The organism is Paraburkholderia metrosideri (genome assembly GCF_904848625.1).
In the GTDB taxonomy this organism is placed as follows: domain Bacteria; phylum Pseudomonadota; class Gammaproteobacteria; order Burkholderiales; family Burkholderiaceae; genus Paraburkholderia; species Paraburkholderia metrosideri.
On record NZ_CAJHCP010000006.1, the window covers coordinates 147,572 to 168,728 of the forward strand.

Sequence of the window (21,157 nt, forward strand, 5' to 3'; positions counted from 1 at the left end):
ATAGTCGGGCCGGCTCAGAGCTTGCCGTCGGCAGCCATTTCCACGTAGGTCGGATCGAAGCGCAGCTTGACGTTGTTCTTGTTGCCCACCACGACACCCTTGTCGAAAGCCATCCCTACCACGTCCGCGCTCTTCGCGTCCTGTCCGAGCAGGCCGTGATCGAACGAGAATTGCGCGACCCGCGTCATGATCTTCGGCATGTCGGCGGCGGTGACGAAATCGAGCGCGGCCTTCGGCGTGTAGAACAGCGCGGTGGTCGACAGTTGCCCCCTGAAGCCCGCGAGATCGGTGCCCGAGGCCTTCGCCATGGCGGTGAGCGCCGTCGTGCTGTCGGCGCTATTGGCCTTCATCAAGGCGACCATTTCGAACCATGCGCCGGTCAGTGCCTTGCCGAGCGCCGGGTTGTCGTGCAAGGTCCTGGTGTTGACGACCATCATGTCCATGATTTCGCCGGGGATTTTGCTCGAATCGAATACTTCGCTGACGTTCGGCTGCGCCTTCAGGTCGGACAGCATCGGGTTCCACGTCACGGCGTTGTGAACGGCGGGCGTGGCGAACGCGCCGGAAATATCGGCATCCGAAGTATTCACGACCTTGAGGTCGCGCTCGCTCATATGGGCGCTTTCCAGCGCGCGGGCCAGCAGGTAATGCGACACCGAAAACTGGACCAGATTGATCTGCTGGCCTTTCAGGTCGGCGATCTGCTTGCCCTTGCCCTTGATGAGCACACCGTCGTTGCCGTTGGAATAATCACTGACGATCAGCGCCGTCGAGTCCACGCCGCCCGCAGCGGGAATGGTCAGCGCATCCATGTTGGTCATCGCGCAGCCGTCGAACTTGCCTGCGGTGTACTGGTTGATGGATTCAACGTAGTCGTTCAGTTGCACGACATCGATGTCGATGCCGTACTTTTTGGCCCATTTGGAAACGATGCCTTGAGTTTTTGCCTGCCCCCACGGCATCCAGCCCGCGTAAATGGTCCAGCACACCTTGAAGTCGGTGCGTCCGGCAGCGAACGAGGGAGTCGAGGCGAAAGCGGCGAGAGAGATGGCGGCGACGCCGAGAAAGCGGACAAGCTTGCGCATGAGGTTGACCTCGGAAGGGACGGTTAGCGACGGGCAGGGAGCAGCGCAAACATCGCGTTCTCTCCCGGGCTTTTATCCCGCCGTGTAACCTCGCCTGAGGTCGACAGCTCTCGGACCAGCGCCTGCGTGATGCAGACCGGAACCCTAGCCGTCCATTTCCAGATTGTGTAGCCAGATGATGCACCGGCTCCTTGCAACGTTATCTAAGCGAGAAGCGTGCCAAACGGAATTGGCCGTGTTGGGACGTGTGGGGGGCGGTTTTCGTGCTGCCGCGGTGTTGGCGCGCACCGGGTTGTGGCTGGGTGGCACCAATTTCGTGCGTGGGGAGTGGCGAGGTGGGGTATTTGCCGGTGCGTCGTTGCTAGTTCAGGCGGGGGCCACTTGGGCGGCTTGCGCTGCACGCGGCGCGGGCTTTTCTTGCGATCAAGCGATAGCCTTCGCTCAGATGCAGGGTGTTGCGCAGAGGCCAGCTCGCACGAGGATGATCACTTGATGGTCAGAATGGCGGGCGGTGCACTGCCCCGTCCAGACCCTCCCGGCTGCTCGGGCGGGTTTTTGATGGAATAGGCCGATAAGCTGGCCAATTCCTTTCGTGGATCGCCGTTTGCACCGCAGCCGCGGCTGAGCAGCAGTGTCGACACCGTCAGGCTCCGTCCAATGCGATTCTCGTTTGGACGATCGCCCCCTTACCTAACGATTAACAGCGTTTTACCTGTCGGCGCGAGCGTTTGATAATCCGTAACCCATGGATTACAATCCGAACATGACGAAGCTGATCATTACGCCCGAATTTGACACTTGGCTATCCCGCATTCGGGACCGCCAGGCGGCGACGGCGATCATCGGTCGGCTCAGCCGGGCACGGTTAGGCAACCTCGGACTTTGGCGTGCCGTAGGCGGCGGCATCTCGGAGATGAAGATCGATGTAGGCAAGGGCTACCGTGTCTATTTCACGCAGCGTGGCGACGTTCTGGTGATCATCTTATGCGGTGGCGACAAGTCCACGCAGTCCGCAGATATCAAGCGCGCCAAGGTCATCGCAAAAGATTTGGAGTTTTGACATGAAAGTCAGCGAGTTGATGGAGTTCGATGGGTCGAAGTACCTGAAAGATGAAAACGACTACCGGCTGTATCTCGCCCAAGCGTTTGAAGGCGGGGATCCGGTTGAGATTCAGGCAGCACTTGGTGACGTTGCCAAGGCACGTGGTATGACGGCACTCGCACGCGAGTCTGGTATCGCGCGTGAAGCGTTGTACCGCGCCCTCTCCAACAAAGGCAATGCCGAATTCGCAACGATCATGAAGGTGATCGTCGCGATGGGACTGCATCTCACGTTGGTAAAGCCCGAAGCAGCGCCAAAGGCGGCAGCAAAAGCCAAAACTGCGCCGAAAGCGGCGGTGGCAAAGAAAGCGCGGCCAGTCGCGAAGCGCGCAGGAAGCGCCTCAAGGGGGCGTACTCGTCCTGGCAGTGCGGCACACGCCTGACGCCCAATCCGTTAGCAACTCATGAACCGAGGAACGGATCTCACGGGCCGGCGTTGCTACAGATAGACCGCGCAGAATCTATATTCCTTACCCTTCTTCACAAACACCAAGGCCTCAAAGGCTAGTTCACATACGGCCATGGCCATCCTCAACTTACGGGCCATCTGTCGCCTGTGACTGCTCCTGCAATCGCTGGAGCAACGCCGTCAACTCATAGAAGTAGGCTGGCGCCCACGGTTACGCTTAGCCGTAAAATGCCGTCGGCTTTAAGTGGACCCACCGCGGTTGTCAATTGTCAGAGCGCGTTTAAATGACTGTAGTTGACGCAATGAAATTTCAAAGGCTCGGCCCGAGTGATACCGCAGTCTTCCGGCATTGGCGCATGTTTCAACTGGACTGAGCCAAGCATATCAAGGAAGCGATTTGCATCAACAAGTTCGATCGGCTTAATGCCTTCAGAACTTTTTTGTGCTGCACGAATTGCACCCCTACGAAAGCGAGAAGACGATACAAATATACCGCTCGTGAAATTTCCCAATATCAACGCCCCCAGGAATGCCCTGATTTGCTCAACTTCAACTGATCTTCTTTGTCTTTTTACTTGGACACCTATCCTTCCCCCAGAACCATCATCTAACACCACGTCAACTCCTCCGTCGTTTGAATAAGCCGTTGCAGCCGCCTTGTAACCAAAATCGCTCAGACACTTGCGACGGTCAACTCAAAGAGTCGCGGATGGATAGACGTTCTGGCTTCGAATTTGCGCATCAAATAACGCCGCACTTCTTGAAGAGGCAAGTTGATGTCATTGAGCGCCATGTCCTGCAAAACCGGCATCGAGGCCAAGGCCACCACCCAATGCTGCCACTGCATCGCGGGTCGGACTGCTCGATCTTCGGCGATCCACCAACCGCAGCACGGGCAAATGTGCAGACACACTTTTCTCTCAACAATGTCACCGCGTAGCACTGCATGAGGATGCTCAGGGGGCGGACCAGGAAATTCTGGATCTCTTATGGCCTCTTCATGAATAGATGCAAAGTCCTCGAACGGTACGCTCCAATGGTCAAGGTCATAGTGATCGTCCATTGCTTGGCCGCAATAAACACAAAGGACCTCATCCTCGTCCTCGATGCGCCACCTCCACGTTGGAAGATCGCAACGTATCAGCGAGGGCGGAATACTTGATTGAACATGCTGTCTTGCCGTGCCCATAGAAATTTGCTCATAAGTGCACACTCACGCAATCAGCTACTTGTCCGCGCCAAGCTAACAAGGTCTGTATAGATGTAGCGGGCGATCGCGATCGCCGCTCACCGCCCGTTGATTGCGATAACTAAGAAGAAAGGGGATAGCGCCTAGAAGGTAGGCGTGACATAACTCCATCACGGTCGGCAACGTTGGATTGAATTGTTTCTAGCTGGAAGTTGGAAGTGCACGCTTGGTGCACAACCTATCGAATTCCCGTGGTTAGGACGATCATGCACCGTCACCAACCACGAGATCTCCAGGTGCCCAATATCCGGCCGCAAGATAGCGTCCCCGAACGAAATACCAAGTCGCACGAAAATCGTGTTGCCGGCGCAGTATCGAGCCCCCGCGGATAAGGGGGCGACACAACACCGGTTTAACCAACCTTTCGTTAGGCAAACCTCGGCGGGCTAATTCAAATGGCTAAACGCCGCATTTGAATTAAGGCTTACAGATCGCGGCATATCGGGCAATATCCGTGCGACATGTAAGTAGCGGATTGGGAGACTCTACTTCCTCACTCCCACTCAATCGTCGCCGGCGGCTTACCCGAGATGTCATAAACAACCCGATTAATCCCGCGCACTTCATTGATGATCCGGTTCGACACATGCCCCAGCAATTCATGCGGCAGGTGCGCCCAATGCGCGGTCATGAAGTCCAGCGTCTGCACAGCACGCAACGCGACGACGTACTCGTACGTCCGTCCATCGCCCATCACGCCCACGCTCTTCACCGGCAGAAATACCGCAAACGCCTGGCTCGTCAAGTCGTACCACGACTTGCCCGTTTCCTTGTCGATGAACGTACGCAGCGTCTCGATGAAAATCGCGTCGGCGCGGCGCAGCAGGTCCGCGAAATCGCGCTTCACTTCGCCGAGAATCCGCACGCCCAGACCCGGGCCCGGGAACGGGTGGCGATATACCATCGACGGCGGCAAACCGAGCTTCACGCCGAGTTCGCGCACTTCGTCCTTGAACAGTTCGCGCAACGGCTCGAGCAGCTTCAGATTCAGCGTTTCGGGCAGGCCGCCCACGTTGTGATGGCTCTTGATGGTCTGCGCGCCCTTCTTGCCCTTGCCCGCCGATTCGATCACGTCCGGGTAGATCGTGCCCTGAGCGAGCCACCTGGCGTCGGTCAGCTTGCCGGCTTCAGTCTGGAACACTTCAACGAATTCCGCGCCGATGATCTTGCGCTTCGCTTCCGGATCGGTCACGCCGGCCAGCTTGCTCAGGAACGCTTCGCTTGCGTCGACGTGAATCACCTTCACGCCGAGGTTATCGGCGAACAGCGCCATCACCTGCTCGGCTTCGTTCAGGCGCAACAGGCCGTGGTCGACGAACACGCAGGTCAACTGGTCGCCAATCGCGCGATGCAGCAGCGCGGCCGCCACCGACGAATCCACGCCGCCCGACAGCCCGAGAATCACATGCTCGTTACCCACCTGCTCGCGAATCTTCGCGACGGCTTCGTCGATATAGTTGCCCATTTCCCAGTCGGGCTGCGCGCCGCAAATCTTCAGCACGAAGCGTTCGAGCATCGCACGGCCCTGCACGGTGTGCGTGACTTCCGGGTGCCATTGCAGACCGTAGAAATGGCGCTTTTCGTCGGCCATCGCCGCGATCGGGCACGATTCCGTCGATGCCATCAGCGCAAAGCCCGGCGGCATTTCCAGCACCTTGTCGCCGTGGCTCATCCACACTTTCAACATGCCGTGACCTTCCGGCGTGGTGAAGTCGCTAATGCCGTCGAGCAGGCTCGTATGATTGCGCGCGCGCACTTCGGCATAACCGAATTCGCGCAGATGGCCGTTGTCGACCTTGCCGCCGAGCTGCTCGGCCATCGCCTGCATGCCGTAGCAGATGCCGAGGACGGGCACGCCGAGTTCGAACACCGCTTGCGGCACGCGCGGCGTGTCCGTTTCGGTGACGGAGCTCGGGCCGCCGGAGAGGATCACGCCCTTCGGCGCGAAATCGCGAATGAACGACGCATCGACGTCGTACGGATGGATTTCCGAATACACGTTGGCTTCGCGGACGCGACGTGCAATCAGTTGGGTGACTTGCGAACCGAAGTCGAGGATCAGGATCTTGTCATGCATGGCAGCGGACGGAGTCAATAGTGAGCGGATACGGAATACCGCGCACCGAAGCGCGCGGCGTTGAATTCAAAACAGTCCACGTGGGGACAATCAGGCATGAAACGTCACGATGAAGCCTGCTGATGCGTTCGGCGCCGCAGCCACCTGCCTGCGGCATGCACGAACGGAATCCGGTAGCTTCGGCGGACGGCCTGGCGCGTAACGCGTCAGCCATGAAGCGGAGGCCGGGGTGCGCCAGATGCGTCGGCGGTCGCGTTGCGGGTTTCGTCGCGAGAGGCTGCTGCTGCGCGCGCAGCACGTTCCGACTCGGTAAGGCTGGCTTCATCGACCACCGGATGAAGCGGTGAGGCTGAAACTGGACTGATGGGCCGCGTCACGGGAATGACCGGCTCGACCACTGGCTCCGCGTGATACACGGGGAACCCGGCGGTGACACGAGCCGGCTCACGAGCAGCTTCACGCTCCAGCTCGCGCCGCCTCGCGGCATCTTTTTCAGCCTGAATCCCAGCTTCTTTCGCAGCGCGCTTTTCAGCACGAGTGGAAGAGCCTTTGACCACAATGCCCTTCTCGCGCCGTCGCACCGCGCCCGACAGCCGCACGCCGCCAAGACCGATGACCACCAGCACCACACCGGCCAGCACCGCGGCCACCTGCCCAAAACCAGTCAGCGACGGGGTCCGCAGACCGAGCAGCCAAACCAGCATCAGCACACCGGTCAGCCAGTTCACATGGCCCACAACCTTCGCGACCGTGGACGTCAGCGCTCCATCGAACGACGCGTGCAATGCCAGCCACGCGAGTCCGATCAGCGCCACGCCAAACCCCTGGCCGACCAGAGCCGGCTCGGTTTGCACCAACTGCAGCGCGTTGTACAGCGAAGTCCAGGGCGTCAGCAGAAACAGCAGACCGAACGCAAGCAACAACAAGGCATCGACGATAAGTACAAAACGCAGCAGTGGCTTCATTGGCGTTTAGTCCACGTGGTAGTTGGGGGCTTCCTTCGTGATTTGCACATCATGCACATGCGACTCGCGCAGGCCCGCGCCGGTGATCTGGACGAACTCGGCCTTGTCGTTCATTTCGGTGATGGTACGGCAGCCGCAGTAACCCATGCTCGCGCGCACGCCGCCGATCAACTGGAACAGGATCGCGTTGACCGAACCCTTGTAGGCGACACGGCCTTCGATACCTTCCGGCACCAGCTTGTCGATGTTCGCGGAGTTGTCCTGGAAGTAGCGGTCTGCTGCGCCGTCCTTCATCGCGCCGACCGAACCCATGCCACGGTACGACTTGTACTGACGGCCCTGATACAGGAACACGTCGCCCGGCGCTTCTTCGGTGCCGGCGAACATGCTGCCCATCATCACGGCGTTCGCGCCGGCTGCCAGCGCCTTGCTGACGTCGCCCGAGAAACGCACGCCGCCGTCGGCGATGACCGGCACGCCTGTGCCCTTCAGCGCTTCAGAAACGTTGGAGATCGCGGTAACTTGCGGAACGCCGACCCCTGCGACGATACGTGTCGTGCAGATCGAGCCCGGGCCGATACCGACCTTCACGCCATCTGCACCGTATTCGACGAGCGCCTTGGCGGCCGCCGCGGTAGCGATATTGCCGCCGATCACTTCGACGTGCGGGAAGCGCTGCTTGACCCACTTGACGCGCTCGAGCACGCCCTTGCTGTGACCGTGGGCAGTATCGACGACGATCACGTCGACGCCTGCCTGCACCAGCAGTTCGACGCGCTCTTCATTGTCTTCGCCGACACCGACCGCCGCGCCTGCACGCAGCTTGCCGTGTTCGTCTTTACACGCGTCCGGGTGTTCGGTTTGCTTGGTGATGTCCTTGACGGTCATCAGGCCGCGCAGTTCGAACGAGTCGTTGATCACCAGCACGCGCTCAAGGCGGTGGCTGTGCATCAGCGCTTTCGCTTCGGCGAGCGGCGTGCCTTCCTTGACCGTGACGAGGCGTTCGCGCGGCGTCATGATGCTGCGCACCGGTTCGTCCAGACGCTCTTCGAAACGCAGATCGCGATTCGTGACGATACCGATCAGTTGCGCGCCTTCGACAACCGGGAAACCCGAAATGCCATGCTGCTGCGACAGCGCGATGACGTCGCGCACCTTCATTTGCGGCGGAACCGTGATCGGATCACGCACGACGCCTGACTCGAAACGCTTGACCTTCGCGACTTCACGCGCCTGTTCGGCCGGCGTGAGGTTTTTGTGGATGATGCCCACGCCACCCATTTGCGCCATTGCAATTGCAAGGCGTGCTTCGGTGACGGTGTCCATGGCGGCGGACACGAGCGGCATATTCAGGGAGATGTTGCGGGTCAGCCGGGTCTTGAGGCTGGTGTCGCGCGGCAAAACATCGGAGAAAGCCGGGACGAGGAGCACGTCATCGAACGTGAGTGCTGTTTGGATCAGACGCATGGCAAATCCTATAGGCGCAAAAGCGAATTATACGCGATACCTCCCCGGTTTTCACTGCACTAACAGCAGCTTAGCGAATTTCGGGCGATTTTTTTCGCGACTTTGGGCGCTTCGATTTCGCTTATCGGTTCGGCTCGGGTTCGATCGGGTTTCGTTTGCGCGTTCGGGCGCAACGGTGGGTCGAGCGCTGTGATCGGCGGCCATTTACCTGCGCTCGTGCGAAAGGCTGGCGTGTGATACGCGGCGTCGCCTAAGGGCCGAGGGCGCCTGTCGTTGGTGCCGAATGCCGCCTGGCCGGGAAAAACACCGGACAAAAACCGCTCGCAATCCACATGACTTCCACCCGAATGCAGAATCGAACAAGACGCCGGGGCCGTCAAACCGCTATCCTGCCGACCATTCCAGTTTTCTTGCAGGGGCAGTCGATGCAGCGCGGTGTGGCATATGGAGTAATGGCCGGGGCCTTGTGGGGCATGGTTTTTCTGGTGCCGCGCGTGCTGCCCGATTTTTCGCCGCTGCTGCTGAGCGCAGGCCGCTACTCGATGTACGGGATCGTCTCGCTGGCCGCCGCGCTGCCTATGGCGCGCTCGCTCATCAAGCGCCTGACCCGCGAGGATCTCGGCGCATTGGTGAAGCTGGCGCTGGCCGGCAATCTCATCTATTACCTTTTGCTGACGGCGGCCGTTCATCTGATCGGCATTGCCCCGGCATCGCTGATCGTCGGCGTGCTGCCGGTCACGGTGACGCTGCTGGGCCGGCGCGATCACGGCGCGGTGCCGCTTGCCCGTCTCGCGTGGCCGCTGACGGTGGTGATGGCGGGCATTGTCTGCATCAATATCGACGTGTTCACGGTAGCGGACAGCACGCCAGTCAGCGTCGCCACCAAGCTGTTGGGCATCGCGTGTGCAGTCGGCGCATTGGGCTGCTGGACGTGGTTTGCAGTCGAGAACGCCCGCTATCTGCAGCGTCAGACGCATTTCAGCGGCAATGAATGGTCCGTGCTGTGGGGTGTCGTGACGGGCGCGCTGGGCGCGGCGCTGTGGCTGGTGATCGCGGCGTTGCCGTCAGGCGGTCCGCAAGGCGAACTGGCGGACGCACGCTGGCAAACCTTCTGGATGCTGAATCTCGGCCTCGCGATTGGCGCATCGTGGCTCGGCAACGGCCTGTGGAACGCCGCGTCGAAACGGCTGCCGTTGACGCTTTCCGGCCAGATGATCGTATTCGAGACGCTTTTCGCGCTGCTTTATGCGTTCATTTACGACCAGCGCCTGCCGCGGCCGCTCGAGTTGGCGGCGATTCTGCTGCTGGTGGCCGGAGTGTGCTGGTCAGTCCGCCAGCATGCGGACGACGATTCGTCGGGAGTGACACGGATCAAGGAGAAGGCACAAATTTCGGTGCCCTGAAGCGGACTTCAGGCGGACTTCAGAGAGCCCAGGCGGACAACGAACCGGCCGCAACGACTTGCAACGGTTCGTGCAAGCCAGCAATTCTTGTGGAACCCCCGCTTCACAAGTTCGCGCCCACTGCGCCTATCGCGTATCCCGGTTCTGCCAGCGACGTCCTTCGATCGACCCCGCCTTGCGCGTCTTCTCCACTCGACGTTGACGCGACAGCTTGGGATCCACCAGCAGAGGCCGATAAATTTCGACGCGATCATGATCGGCCAGCACCGCGTCAAGCGGCTTGAGCTTGCCAAACACACCGACCTTCTGCGTATTCAGATCGATGGCCGGATAGCGCTGCAGGATGCCGCTCGCGTCGAGCGCCTGCTGCAGCGTCGCGCCATCAGGCAAATCCACCGCGATCAGCGTTTGCCCATCGGCTGCTGCGTAGCAGACTTCAATCGACAGACGCGCGCTCATGCCTTACCGTAGCGCTGATCGGCGCGCTTCACGAATGATTCGACGAAAGTATTGGCGATGTGGTTGAACACCGGCCCAATGATTTTCTCGAGAATGATGTTGGTGAATTCGTAGTGCAACGCAAATTCGATCTTGCACGCATCCGCGCGCAATGGCGTAAAACGCCAGAAGCCGGTGAATTTGCGAAACGGTCCATCGGCGAATTCCATGTCGATGCGCGTGGGCCGCTCCATGCTGTTACGCGTGGCGAAATGCTGCTTGATGCCCTTGAAGTTGATATCGATCTTCGCCTCCATGCCGCTTTCATCCTGGCGGCGGATTTCGACTCCGCCACACCAGGGCAGGAAATTGGGGTAGTCGGCGACGTCGGTGACGAGGTCGAACATCTGTTCCGCCGAATGGCGGATCAACACGGTTTTCTGGACATCTGCCATAAATTGAACAGCGCGTGGCACGGGTGGACAAGCGGGTTAAAAAGCGCCGCGGGCTTTCCTTGCCCCGCTTTGCTAAAATCGTGATTTTAAACGAGTTGGGCACTTTCCATTCATGAGCATCATCGACAACAGAAAAGCCTTCTACGACTACTCGGTCGAAGAACGCTATGAAGCAGGGCTCGTGCTCGAAGGATGGGAGGTCAAGGCGCTGCGCGCCGGGCGCGGCCAGATCAAGGAAGGTTACGTTGTGATCAAAAACAACGAACTGTTCCTGATCGGCACGCACATCAGCCCGCTGCCCGAAGCCTCGACCCACATCAATCCCGACCCGGTCCGCACGCGCAAGCTGCTGCTGCATGCCGAACAGATCAGCAAACTGATCGGCAAGGTCGAGCAGCGCGGTTACACGCTTGTTCCGCTGAATTTCCATTACAAGGGCGGCCGTGTCAAATGCGAAATCGGTCTGGCCAAGGGTAAGAAACTGCACGACAAGCGCGAGAGCGAGAAGAAGCGGGATTGGGAGCGGGAGAAGGCGCAGTTGATGCGCTCACGGGGTTGACCGGAAGCATCTGGTTGGGTGACCCTGGTCGCAGCCGGAAGATTGGGGCTATCTGGCGTTGATCCGTTCGCACGCTGATTGCCGGTCGATGCGCCGAGCGCCCCCACACCGCGCGTTATGCGCCTGACAGGCCGCCACACCGCTCCGAGCTAGCAGCAACGCGTTCGTGACAGCCGCTCCATACAAAATGGCCCGCAATTCGTCTGCGGGCCATTTTTTTGCAACCGGCAAACACGCACGCTTACTTCACTTCCGGCACGCCCTTGCCTTTGTTCACAATCGTCAACGCCGACGCAATCATCGAACTCATATCCGCCAGATTTCCCGGCACGATCAGCGTGGTGCCCTGCTTCGCCAGATTGCCGAACGCAGTCACATATTGTTCGGCCACCTTGAGATTCACCGCTTCCATTCCACCATTCGACTGGATGGCCGCCGCAATCTTCTGAATCGCCTGCGAATTGGCTTCAGCCACCGCCAGAATCGCTGACGCCTGCCCCTGCGCCTGATTGATCGCCGCCTGACGTTCACCCTCAGACTTCTGGATCGCCGCTTCGCGGCCGCCGGACGCAATATTGATCTGTTCCTGCTTACGCCCTTCCGACGCCGCGATCAGCGCGCGCTTCTCGCGCTCGGCGGTGATCTGCGCCTGCATTGCGTGGAGGATTTCCTTGGGCGGCGTCAGGTCCTTGATCTCATAGCGCAGTACCTTCACGCCCCAGTTCGCAGCGGCCTCGTCGAGCGACGACACAATGCTGTGATTGATGAAATCGCGCTCTTCGAAGGTCTTGTCGAGTTCAAGCTTGCCGATCACCGAACGCAGCGTGGTCTGCGACAACTGCGTGATCGCGAACACGAAATTGCTCGACCCGTACGACGCTTTCATCGGATCGGTAACCTGAAAATACAGCACGCCGTCGACCTGCAACTGCGTGTTGTCACGCGTGATACAGACCTGGCTTGGCACCTCGAGCGGAATTTCCTTAAGAATGTGCTTGTACGCAATCCGGTCGACAAACGGAAACGCGAAGCTCAATCCAGGCGTCAGCGTGCTGTGATAGCGGCCCAGCCGCTCCAGCACCCACGCGTGTTGCTGCGGCACGATCTTGATGGTCTGCGCCGCCAGCACGATCACGATGATCAGGAGCACCACCCCGACGATGGTCGAATCCATAACTGCCCTCCGGTCCGTTAGTTCGAATAGTTGTGCGGGTATTGCCCGGGCGCAAACGCTTACAGCGCGCCCGCTTTCGCCGACGCATGCCGGCTCGCGACAACGATGAGGCAACTTCCGCGCAACTCTGTGATTTCGTAGACCTGTGCATCTTCAGGCTCGCCCGTAGCGAGTTCGACATCCCACGCAGCACCCCGATAATTGACGCGTGCTCGCCGCTCGCTCCACACCGGTACATTCAGCGTCTGGCCGATGTCGAGATTGACGTCCGGATTACGTGACGCCTCTTTGCGCTTGCGCCGTCCGAACCGTGAACGTCTGAGTGCCACGACCGCCGCCAGCGCTACGCCGGCCGCCACCGCGAATTGCACGTCGGCACCCGCGCCCGCGATGCGCGCGATGGCGGCCGCGACGCAACCCAATGCGATCATTAGCAGATAGAAGGTGCCGCTGATCAACTCCAGCGCGACCAGCACACCCGCCCCGATCCACCAGAACAATCCACCTGGCGCCACGTTGACCTCCACAAAGCAAAACACCCCGGATCTACCGGGGTGTTTATAGCACGAAGCTGGTGCATTTAACGGGCGGTGCGTGATGTCTCAACCGCTTTTGACCGCTTTTGACATATCGCACCGCACGTTATGCGTGCCGCATTAGAACGGCACGTATTGCATTACTTCTTCGACGACTTTGCCAACTGTTGCCACGTCTCGATGATCGAGTCCGGGTTCAGCGAAATCGAAGCGATACCTTCATCGGTCAGCCATTGCGCGAAGTCCGGATGGTCCGACGGACCTTGCCCGCAGATACCCACGTACTTGTTCAGACGCAGGCAAGTTCCGATCGCGCGCTGCAGCAGGAACTTGACGGCCGGATCGCGTTCGTCGAAATCGACAGCCAGCAGTTCCATGCCTGAGTCACGGTCCAGACCCAGCGTGAGCTGCGTCAGATCGTTCGAACCGATCGAGAAACCGTCGAAGAATTGCAGGAACTCTTCAGCGAGAATCGCGTTCGACGGCACTTCGCACATCATGATCAGGCGCAGGCCCTTTTCGCCGCGCTTCAGGCCGAACTTCTCCAGCAGCCCGACCACGCGCTCCGCCTGCTTCAGCGTACGCACGAACGGCACCATGATCTCGACGTTGTCGAGGCCCATCTCTTCACGCACCTTCTTCAGCGCGACGCATTCCATCTGGAATGCTTCCGCGAAGTCGTCGGCGATGTAACGCGATGCGCCACGGAAGCCCAGCATCGGGTTTTCTTCGTCCGGCTCGTAACGCGAACCGCCGATCAGCTTCTTGTACTCGTTCGACTTGAAGTCCGACAGACGCACGATCACGGGCTTCGGATAGAACGCCGCAGCGATCGTCGCGATACCTTCGGTTAGCTTGTCGACGTAGAACGCGCGCGGCGATGCGTGCCCGCGAGCGACGCTTTCCACCGCCTTCTTCAGGTCCTGATCGATGTTCGGGTACTCGAGAATCGCCTTCGGGTGAACGCCGATGTTGTTGTTGATGATGAACTCGAGCCGCGCCAGACCCACGCCGCCGTTCGGCAGTTGCGAGAAGTCGAACGCGAGTTGCGGGTTGCCGACGTTCATCATGATCTTCACCGGAATCGGCGGCAGTTCGCCACGCTGGACTTCGGTGATTTCGGTTTCAAGGAGGCCGTCGTAAATCTTGCCTTCGTCGCCTTCCGCGCACGACACGGTGACGAGTGCGCCTTCTTTCAGCATGTCGGTTGCGTCGCCGCAGCCGACCACCGCCGGCACGCCCAGCTCACGCGCGATAATCGCCGCGTGGCAGGTGCGGCCGCCACGGTTCGTGACGATTGCCGACGCGCGCTTCATGACCGGCTCCCAGTTCGGGTCGGTCATGTCGGCGACCAGCACGTCGCCCGGCTGCACACGGTCCATTTCCGACGGGTCGTTAATCACGCGAACCGGACCTGCGCCGATCTTCTGACCGATTGCGCGGCCCGTAGCCAGCACGTTCGATTGACCCTTCAGCTTGAAGCGCTGCTCGGCTTTGCCCGCAGCCTGGCTCTTCACCGTTTCCGGGCGCGCCTGCAAGATGAAGATCTTGCCGTCGCGGCCGTCCTTGCCCCACTCGATGTCCATCGGACGCTCGTAGTGCTTTTCGATGATGACCGCGTACTTCGCCAGTTCGATCACGTCTTCGTCGGTAATCGAGAAGCGGTTGCGCTGCTCGTGCGACACGTCGACGGTCTTCACACGGCCCTGCTCGCCGGCCTTCGTGAATTCCATCTTGATCAGCTTCGAGCCGATCGAGCGGCGGATGATCGGATACTTGCCTTGCGCCAGCGTGGTCTTGAAGACGTAGAACTCGTCCGGATTCACCGCGCCTTGCACGACGGTTTCGCCCAGACCATAGCTCGACGTGATGAACACGGCGTCCTTGAAGCCCGATTCGGTGTCCAGCGTGAACATCACGCCCGCTGCGCCGACGTCCGAGCGCACCATGCGCTGCACGCCCGCCGACAACGCGACTTCAGCGTGAGTGAAGCCCTTGTGGACACGATAGGAGATAGCGCGGTCGTTATACAGCGACGCGAACACGTGCTTCATGCGATCGAGCACGTCTTCAACACCGACCACGTTGAGATAGCTTTCCTGCTGACCTGCGAACGATGCGTCCGGCAAGTCTTCCGCCGTGGCCGACGAACGAACGGCAAACGACAGTTCTTCAGGCGAGCTGTTTTGAAGCGTGTCGAAGCCTGCGCGAATATCGGCTTCGAGTTGCGGCTGCATAGGAGCGTCGACGATCCATTGACGGATCTCCTTGCCCGCTTCGGCGAGCGCCTTCACGTCGTCGACGTCGAGCGTCTCGAGACGTTTGGCGATGCGTTCGGTCAGATTGTTGTGATGCAGGAAGTCGCGGAAAGCCAGCGCCGTAGTGGCGAAACCGGTCGGCACGCGCACGCCGGCTTCGGCGAGCTGACTGATCATCTCGCCCAACGACGCGTTCTTGCCACCGACGATTTCCACGTCGGTCATCCGCAACTGCTCAAACGGAACTACATAAGCCTTGTCCTTTGCGACGGTAACTGCGTTAGTCATACAAGCCCCTAAGTGTGAAAGAAATTCACGGTTGTGCAAGTGGGCTTGAACACGGGACGCCCGTTGGAAGCGTGACCCCGTGTCTTGCACAACCTGTTGGAGAAGCAATCGCGACGCACGACCGACGCGCGCGACGCCGGGCAACAAACGGGATGTGCGATGAAGGATGCGAATGGACGAATTTACCGATCGATTCACCACGTTCACCGCAAGTTACCGGCTGATAGCGAGGCGTTGAACGACCGTTCCCGGTAAGTTAGACGCCAATCGCCTGCAATTGCTTATCCAACAGGTTGCCGCTATTCTACCGTGCCGACTCCTAAAATGTGGCAGTCGGACGAGAATTGCGCCTCGAATCGCGCCCCGGACCGGCAGACGGGCTTTTGCGAGGCCTAACCGCCCTCCGGGCGCAATTGCGGTGCCCACGGCGCGCTGTACCGACGCCGCTGCCGTCTTCGGTTAGCCACCGGGCAGCGAGCTCAACGCAGCGATGTTTTATTCGAGCGTTTTTTGCCGCTCACGTTCCCAGCCCCACTGATGCCGCCCACCGTATTCATCGTCTCCGACGGTACCGGGATCACTGCCGAAACCTTCGCGCATTCGATCCTTTCCCAGTTCGACCAGAAATTCCGCCTGGTTCGTGTGCCCTTCGTCGACTCGACGGAAAAGGCGTACGCCACGCTCGAAAAAATCAACGAGGCGATCCAGCAGGACGGCCGACGACCGATCGTTTTCACCACGCTGGTCGACAGCGCATCAAACCAGATCGTCAAGGGCTCGAACGCACTCGTGCTGGACATGTTCCAGACCTTCGTCGAGCCGCTGGAACAGGAACTGGAGCTGAAGTCGAGCCACGCAATGGGCCGCGGCCATCAGAACGCGGACACCGAGGAGTACAAGAACCGGATCGAGGCGATCAATTTTTCGCTCGCTCATGACGACGGTCAGTCAAACCGCAATCTCGCGGACGCCGATGTGATTCTGGTCGGCGTGTCCCGTAGCGGCAAGACGCCGACCAGCCTTTATCTGGCGATGCAGTACGGCGTGAAAGCAGCAAACTATCCGCTGATTCCGGAAGACTTCGAGCGCGGCAAGCTGCCTACGCCGCTGCTGGCGCATCGTCAGAAAATGTTTGGGTTGTCGATCGATCCGCAGCGCCTGTCGGAAATCCGTAACGAGCGTCGGCCGGGCAGCAAATATGCCGCGCCGGAGAATTGCCGTTATGAAATCAACGAAGCCGAAGCGATGATGCGGCGTGAGGGGATCAAGTGGTTGTCGTCGACGCATAAGTCGATCGAGGAGATCGCAACGACGATTCTGCAGGAGATCAAACTGGATCGGCCGGCTTATTGAGGCTGGCCTGAGGTTGGATAGACGAGGGCCGCGTGTGGTACGCGGCCCTCGTCAGTGATGGCCCTATGACGTTGGCGCAGCGTGGTAACGGATCAAGCGGCTTTTCGGCCACTCGCTACGCAGCGCGCGCCACGACGTGATCCGCTCAGCCCCGCCCGCGTTGCTGCCGGCACTGCTCGAACACGCAAACCGCCGCAGCCGCCGCTACATTCAGCGACTCCATTCCGCCTGGCTGTGGAATCGTCACACGCAATGACACCGCGTCGCGCCACGTCTGCGAAACGCCCGCCCCTTCGTTGCCGAACACCCACGCGAGCGGCCTGCCGAGATCGCAATCGTAAATCGCTTCGGCACCGTGCGAATCCGTAATGACGATCGGCACCGCCATGCGTTCGATCAACGCGTGAGCGTCGACATCTTCGTGAATCTGCAACAGAAAGTGGGCGCCCATGCCCGAGCGCAACACCTTCGACGACCACGCGTACGCCGTACCCGGTGCGCAAAAAACCTGCTGAATTCCGGCAGCGGCCGCGCTGCGGAGAATCGAACCGACGTTGCCCGCGTCCTGAACCCCGTCGAGCACGAGACAGGTTTGCGCCACCTTCTCAGGAAGCGGCGTATCGAGTTTCTCGACCAGCAGCAAGATGCCGACACCATGCACGACATTCGACAATTGCCCGAACAGCGCGTCCGGCAGCGTCACGATGCGATGATCTTCAATGCGCGAAACGATCGCCTGTGCTTCGTCGTGACGGAGCGCACCGTCGGTGACGATGCACATTTCCGGCTGCCCGGCGACGTCGAGATAGGTACTCGCGAGATGAAACCCTTCGAGCAACGCGTGACCGCTGCGACGCTGTTGATGCGTCGAACCGGCCAATGCCTTCAGGCGTTTGTAGAGCGGATTGTCCCGCGAGGTGATGGCTTTCACAGGCAGCGAAGACAGTGAGAATGGGAAAAGAAACAGCTACGAACGGCGTATTGCCGCCCGTAGCGCTTGAATAGATGTCAGGCGTTACCGCGCTCGCCGAACGCGTCGTCGTCAAGCATCGCGTCGGTCAGCGCAGCAGGTGCAACGATAAGCCCGGCGGCCGGCAGAGACACGCCCGTGCCGAACCGCACATGCGCTTCGCGCACCGGCGCAAACGAGCGCCGATGATGCTCACAAGGCCCATGCTCACGCAACGCGGCGAGATGCTGCGGCGTACCGTAGCCGGCATGCGCGTTGAAGCCGTACACCGGATAAGTCTGATGCAATTCGAGCAGCATCCGGTCGCGCGTGACCTTTGCCAGAATCGACGCCGCCGAAATGCTCTTCACCAGCGCATCGCCGCCAATCACCGCTTCGCTGCGAATGCTCAGCGTCGGACAGCGATTACCGTCGATTTTCACCAGCGTCGGCACGACCGACAGACCTTCCACCGCGCGTTTCATCGCCAGCATCGTGGCGTGAAGGATATTCAGCGAATCGATTTCTTCGACAGTGGCTGACGCGATGCAATAAGCCAGCGCCCGCTCGACGATTTTGTCGTATAGCTCGTCGCGCTTTTTGGCGGTGAGCACTTTCGAATCGTCGAGGCCGCGAATCATCGGTTTCGACGGATCGAAGATAACGGCGGCCGCGACCACCGGCCCAGCCAGCGGGCCACGCCCTGCTTCGTCGACGCCGCAGACGATGTCGTCCGGCGTCTCGAAGTTCAGGCCGGTCTGCGACGCCGCGCCGACAGCCTTGCTGCGAGATGTACGTGCAGCGGTCACGGCTGCGCCCTGCGCTTCTCGACGACGCTCGCCACGACTTCCGCTGCACGCTGCGCGGTATTCTGCTTCAGCACGTGATGCATCTCCGTGAAGATTTCCGTCAGCGTGCGCCGGTTGGCTTCGTCGCGCAACTGTTTCAGCGTGGCTTCGGCCAGCGCCTGAGGCGTCGCAAAATGCTGCAGGATTTCCGGCACGACGAAACGGCCAGCCAGAATGTTCGGCAGACCCACGTACGGCAGATAGCCTTGACGGCGCATGATCTGGCCAGTCAGCCAGGGCACCTTGTACGAGATCACCATGGGCTTTTTCAGCAGCGCGGCTTCGAGCGTTACCGTGCCGCTTTTGACGAGGATCGCGTCGGCCGCGGTCATCGCGAGTTGCGACTGGCCGTCGGTGATCGTGAGCGCAAGGCCCGGATGCGAATCAACCAGTGGCCGCAGCATTTCGCGCAAGGTTGGCGTTGCTGCCGGCATGACGAAGCGCAAGCCCGGCTCCTGGTGCTGCATCATTTCCATTGCAGCGAAGAACGTTGGGCCGATCAGATCGATCTCCGAGCGCCGGCTGCCCGGCAGCACCGCAATGATCGGGCCGTCTTCCGCTAGGCCCAATGCACGGCGCGCGCCAAGCGTGTCGGGTTCGAGAGGAATCTCGTCGGCCAGCGGATGGCCCACGTACGTCGCCGCCACGCCCGCCTTTTCCAGTAGCGCCGTTTCGAATGGAAACACGCACAGCATGTGGTCAACCGCTTTCGCGATCTTCTTGATGCGTCCGCCGCGCCATGCCCAGATGGACGGGCACACGAAGTGAACGGTCGGAATGCCCGCGTCGCGCAGCGCATGCTCCAGCCCGAAGTTGAAATCGGGCGCGTCCACGCCGACGAACACCGACGGCGGCTCGGCCAGCAATTGCCGCTTCAGCTCGTTGCGGATACTGAGAATTTCGGGAATGTGCCGCAGTGCCTCGACATAGCCGCGCACCGTCAGCTTTTCCATCGGCCAGTGGGCGTCGAAGCCCGTGGCGATCATGCGTGGGCCGCCGATTCCGTAGTACTGGGTGCCGGCGGGCAAACGGCTTGCGAGACCGTCGAGCAGCGACGCCGCCAGCAGGTCGCCGGACGGCTCACCGGCCACCATGGCGACGCGTAGCGGACTGGGATTCAATGCCATCGCTTAGCGGATGATGCCGCGTTGCGACGCTTCGACGAACGCGAGCAGCGTCTGTACCGGCGCATCGCCGTCGCCACCGGCCGTCGCGAGTTCGCGCAATTGCACCTTGGCCTCTTCGAGCGACAAACCGTTCTTGTACAGAACGCGATAAGCCGCGCGCAGCGCCGAAATCGCATCCGGCGAGAAGCCCCGGCGACGCAAGCCTTCGACGTTGATGCCATGCGGTTCGGCCTTGTTACCGGCCGCGATCACAAACGGCGGAATGTCCTGCACCAGCGCCGACGCACCGCCGAGCATCGAGTGCGCGCCGATGCGCACGAACTGATGCACGCCCGACATGCCGCCGACGATCGCATGGTCGCCGATCGTGACGTGGCCAGCCATCTGCGCGTTGCTCGACAGAATGATGTTATTACCGAGGTGACAGTCGTGCCCGATGTGCACGTACGCCATGATCCAGTTGTCGTCGCCCAGCGTGGTGACGCCCGCGTCCTGCACCGTGCCGGTGTGGATCGTGGTGAACTCACGGATCGTGTTGCGATCGCCGATCACGAGACGGGTCGGCTCTTCCTTGTACTTCATGTCCTGCGGACGACCGCCAACCGACGCATAGTGGCCGATCTTGTTGTCTTCGCCGATCGTGGTGTGGCCTTCGATCACGCTGTGCGAACCGACCGTGCTTCGCGCACCGATCGTGACGTTCGCGCCGATCACCGCATACGGCCCCACTTCGACGGTTTCGTCGAGTTGTGCGCCCGCTTCGATGATCGCAGTGGGATGAATCCTGCTCATGCGTCCTCGCTTCTGATTCTGTTGCGTTGTCTGGATGGGTCGCTGCCCGGCCTGTCAGCGCTATCGCTAACCGCGGTGACGCTGCGATCAGCGCGCTGACCGCCGGGCCGCTGACTTAGGCGTCTTTGTCCGTGTGCCGCACTGCGCACATCAGATCGGCTTCCGCCGCCACGACGCCATCCACTTCGGCACGCGCCTTGAACTTCCAGATGCCGCGCATGTGACGCTCGAACGTGCAATTCAGGATCAGCTGATCGCCCGGTTCCACCACCCGCTTGAAGCGCGCATTGTCGATGCCGACGAACAGATACAGCGTGTTCGACGGATCACTCGGCTCTTCCGAAAACGTCAGCAAAGCCGCGGTTTGCGCGAGCGCCTCGAGAATGAGCACGCCAGGCATGACCGGGCGTGTCGGGAAGTGCCCCTGAAAATACGGCTCATTGATCGACACGTTCTTCAACGCTTTGATGCTCTTGTGCGGCTCGAGTTCGAGCACCCGGTCGACCAGCAGGATCGGGTAACGATGCGGCAGCAGCGTGAGAATCTTATGAATGTCGAGATTGATTTTTTCGGTGCTCATGGTGTTTCTGCTCACGCACTGACTGCGCGATGATGACTGCGGAT

At 60.4% G+C, this 21,157-nt stretch carries 21 protein-coding genes, 1 pseudogene and 1 riboswitch; of the genes and pseudogenes, 5 read left to right on the plus strand and 17 right to left on the minus strand.

Translation table 11 applies throughout. The annotated features are described in order from the left end of the window. Positions 1-14: 14 nt before the first annotated feature. Both LMG28727_RS14385 and LMG28727_RS14390 read right to left on the minus strand, forming a co-directional pair. The gene (locus tag LMG28727_RS14385) at positions 15-1,085 is read right to left on the minus strand and encodes a putative urea ABC transporter substrate-binding protein (RefSeq protein ID WP_201643016.1); all 1,071 of its coding nucleotides are present in this window, start codon (positions 1,083-1,085) and stop codon (positions 15-17) included. Positions 1,086-1,144: 59 nt separating this feature from the next. Further along, positions 1,145-1,244, minus strand: a riboswitch (guanidine-I (ykkC/yxkD leader). A gap of 326 nt (positions 1,245-1,570) precedes the next feature. After that, the gene (locus LMG28727_RS14390) at positions 1,571-1,726 is read right to left on the minus strand and encodes a hypothetical protein (protein WP_201643017.1); all 156 of its coding nucleotides are present in this window, start codon (positions 1,724-1,726) and stop codon (positions 1,571-1,573) included. Positions 1,727-1,848: 122 nt separating this feature from the next. On the opposite strand from LMG28727_RS14390, the gene LMG28727_RS14395 reads away from it, so the two are divergent. After that, positions 1,849-2,145, plus strand: a complete 297-nt coding sequence (locus LMG28727_RS14395; RefSeq protein ID WP_201643018.1) for a type II toxin-antitoxin system RelE/ParE family toxin — start codon at positions 1,849-1,851, stop codon at positions 2,143-2,145. A gap of 1 nt (position 2,146) precedes the next feature. Further along, positions 2,147-2,479 (plus strand): annotated as a pseudogene (locus LMG28727_RS14400) (addiction module antidote protein); the annotation flags it as partial. Positions 2,480-2,864: 385 nt separating this feature from the next. Here LMG28727_RS14400 and LMG28727_RS14405 read toward each other — a convergent pair. The 5 genes from LMG28727_RS14405 to guaB form a co-directional block, all read right to left on the minus strand. Beyond that, positions 2,865-3,272, minus strand: coding sequence for a restriction endonuclease (locus LMG28727_RS14405; protein WP_201643308.1), 408 nt, complete (start codon positions 3,270-3,272; stop codon positions 2,865-2,867). After that, positions 3,269-3,658, minus strand: a complete 390-nt coding sequence (locus LMG28727_RS14410; protein ID WP_201643020.1) for a hypothetical protein — start codon at positions 3,656-3,658, stop codon at positions 3,269-3,271. The genes LMG28727_RS14405 and LMG28727_RS14410 overlap by 4 nt, the downstream gene beginning before the upstream one ends. A 679-nt stretch (positions 3,659-4,337) precedes the next feature. Then, the gene (guaA, locus tag LMG28727_RS14415; RefSeq protein WP_201643021.1) at positions 4,338-5,921 is read right to left on the minus strand and encodes a glutamine-hydrolyzing GMP synthase; all 1,584 of its coding nucleotides are present in this window, start codon (positions 5,919-5,921) and stop codon (positions 4,338-4,340) included. A 206-nt stretch (positions 5,922-6,127) separates the two neighbouring features. After that, on the minus strand, positions 6,128-6,886 hold the full coding sequence (locus tag LMG28727_RS14420; RefSeq protein ID WP_201643022.1) for a hypothetical protein: 759 nt from the start codon (positions 6,884-6,886) through the stop codon (positions 6,128-6,130). A gap of 6 nt (positions 6,887-6,892) precedes the next feature. After that, on the minus strand, positions 6,893-8,353 hold the full coding sequence (gene guaB / locus LMG28727_RS14425; protein ID WP_201643023.1) for an IMP dehydrogenase: 1,461 nt from the start codon (positions 8,351-8,353) through the stop codon (positions 6,893-6,895). Between the two features lie 425 nt (positions 8,354-8,778). On the opposite strand from guaB, the gene LMG28727_RS14430 reads away from it, so the two are divergent. Further along, positions 8,779-9,756, plus strand: a complete 978-nt coding sequence (locus LMG28727_RS14430) for a DMT family transporter (protein ID WP_201643024.1) — start codon at positions 8,779-8,781, stop codon at positions 9,754-9,756. Positions 9,757-9,882: 126 nt separating this feature from the next. Here the strand turns inward: LMG28727_RS14430 and LMG28727_RS14435 are convergent, their stop codons facing one another. Both LMG28727_RS14435 and LMG28727_RS14440 read right to left on the minus strand, forming a co-directional pair. Beyond that, on the minus strand, positions 9,883-10,215 hold the full coding sequence (locus LMG28727_RS14435; RefSeq protein WP_201643025.1) for an RnfH family protein: 333 nt from the start codon (positions 10,213-10,215) through the stop codon (positions 9,883-9,885). Beyond that, positions 10,212-10,649, minus strand: a complete 438-nt coding sequence (locus LMG28727_RS14440) for a type II toxin-antitoxin system RatA family toxin (RefSeq protein WP_201643026.1) — start codon at positions 10,647-10,649, stop codon at positions 10,212-10,214. Before LMG28727_RS14440 ends, LMG28727_RS14435 begins: the two co-directional genes overlap by 4 nt. Positions 10,650-10,761: 112 nt before the next feature. Here LMG28727_RS14440 and smpB point away from each other — a divergent pair, with 112 nt between their 5' ends. Next, a complete protein-coding gene (gene smpB, locus LMG28727_RS14445; protein WP_074764227.1) occupies positions 10,762-11,208 on the plus strand; it encodes an SsrA-binding protein SmpB in 447 nt (148 codons plus the stop codon). A 241-nt stretch (positions 11,209-11,449) separates the two neighbouring features. Here the strand turns inward: smpB and LMG28727_RS14450 are convergent, their stop codons facing one another. The 3 genes from LMG28727_RS14450 to ppsA form a co-directional block, all read right to left on the minus strand. Continuing rightward, positions 11,450-12,382: an SPFH domain-containing protein gene (locus LMG28727_RS14450; RefSeq protein ID WP_201643027.1), complete on the minus strand. Its 933-nt coding sequence runs from the start codon at positions 12,380-12,382 to the stop codon at positions 11,450-11,452. A gap of 59 nt (positions 12,383-12,441) precedes the next feature. Further along, positions 12,442-12,897, minus strand: a complete 456-nt coding sequence (locus LMG28727_RS14455) for an NfeD family protein (RefSeq protein WP_201643028.1) — start codon at positions 12,895-12,897, stop codon at positions 12,442-12,444. A gap of 161 nt (positions 12,898-13,058) precedes the next feature. Beyond that, entirely contained in the window at positions 13,059-15,464 is a 2,406-nt protein-coding gene (ppsA, locus tag LMG28727_RS14460) for a phosphoenolpyruvate synthase (protein ID WP_201643029.1), read from the minus strand. Between the two features lie 537 nt (positions 15,465-16,001). Here ppsA and ppsR point away from each other — a divergent pair. Then, positions 16,002-16,817: a posphoenolpyruvate synthetase regulatory kinase/phosphorylase PpsR gene (ppsR, locus tag LMG28727_RS14465; protein WP_201643030.1), complete on the plus strand. Its 816-nt coding sequence runs from the start codon at positions 16,002-16,004 to the stop codon at positions 16,815-16,817. Positions 16,818-16,962: 145 nt separating this feature from the next. On the opposite strand, the gene LMG28727_RS14470 is transcribed toward ppsR, so the two are convergent. From LMG28727_RS14470 to fabZ, 5 genes are all read right to left on the minus strand, one after another. Next, on the minus strand, positions 16,963-17,748 hold the full coding sequence (locus LMG28727_RS14470; RefSeq protein ID WP_201643031.1) for a TrmH family RNA methyltransferase: 786 nt from the start codon (positions 17,746-17,748) through the stop codon (positions 16,963-16,965). Positions 17,749-17,825: 77 nt separating this feature from the next. Further along, on the minus strand, positions 17,826-18,575 hold the full coding sequence (gene rnhB / locus LMG28727_RS14475; protein ID WP_201643032.1) for a ribonuclease HII: 750 nt from the start codon (positions 18,573-18,575) through the stop codon (positions 17,826-17,828). Beyond that, the gene (lpxB, locus tag LMG28727_RS14480) at positions 18,572-19,741 is read right to left on the minus strand and encodes a lipid-A-disaccharide synthase (protein ID WP_201643033.1); all 1,170 of its coding nucleotides are present in this window, start codon (positions 19,739-19,741) and stop codon (positions 18,572-18,574) included. Before lpxB ends, rnhB begins: the two co-directional genes overlap by 4 nt. Before the next feature lie 3 nt (positions 19,742-19,744). Next, positions 19,745-20,533 (minus strand): acyl-ACP--UDP-N-acetylglucosamine O-acyltransferase, encoded by a 789-nt coding sequence (gene lpxA, locus LMG28727_RS14485; RefSeq protein ID WP_201643034.1) that lies wholly within the window; start codon positions 20,531-20,533, stop codon positions 19,745-19,747. A gap of 115 nt (positions 20,534-20,648) precedes the next feature. Next, complete coding sequence (gene fabZ, locus LMG28727_RS14490; protein WP_006048683.1) at positions 20,649-21,113, minus strand: 3-hydroxyacyl-ACP dehydratase FabZ; 465 nt, start codon at positions 21,111-21,113, stop codon at positions 20,649-20,651. Positions 21,114-21,157: the final 44 nt, after the last annotated feature.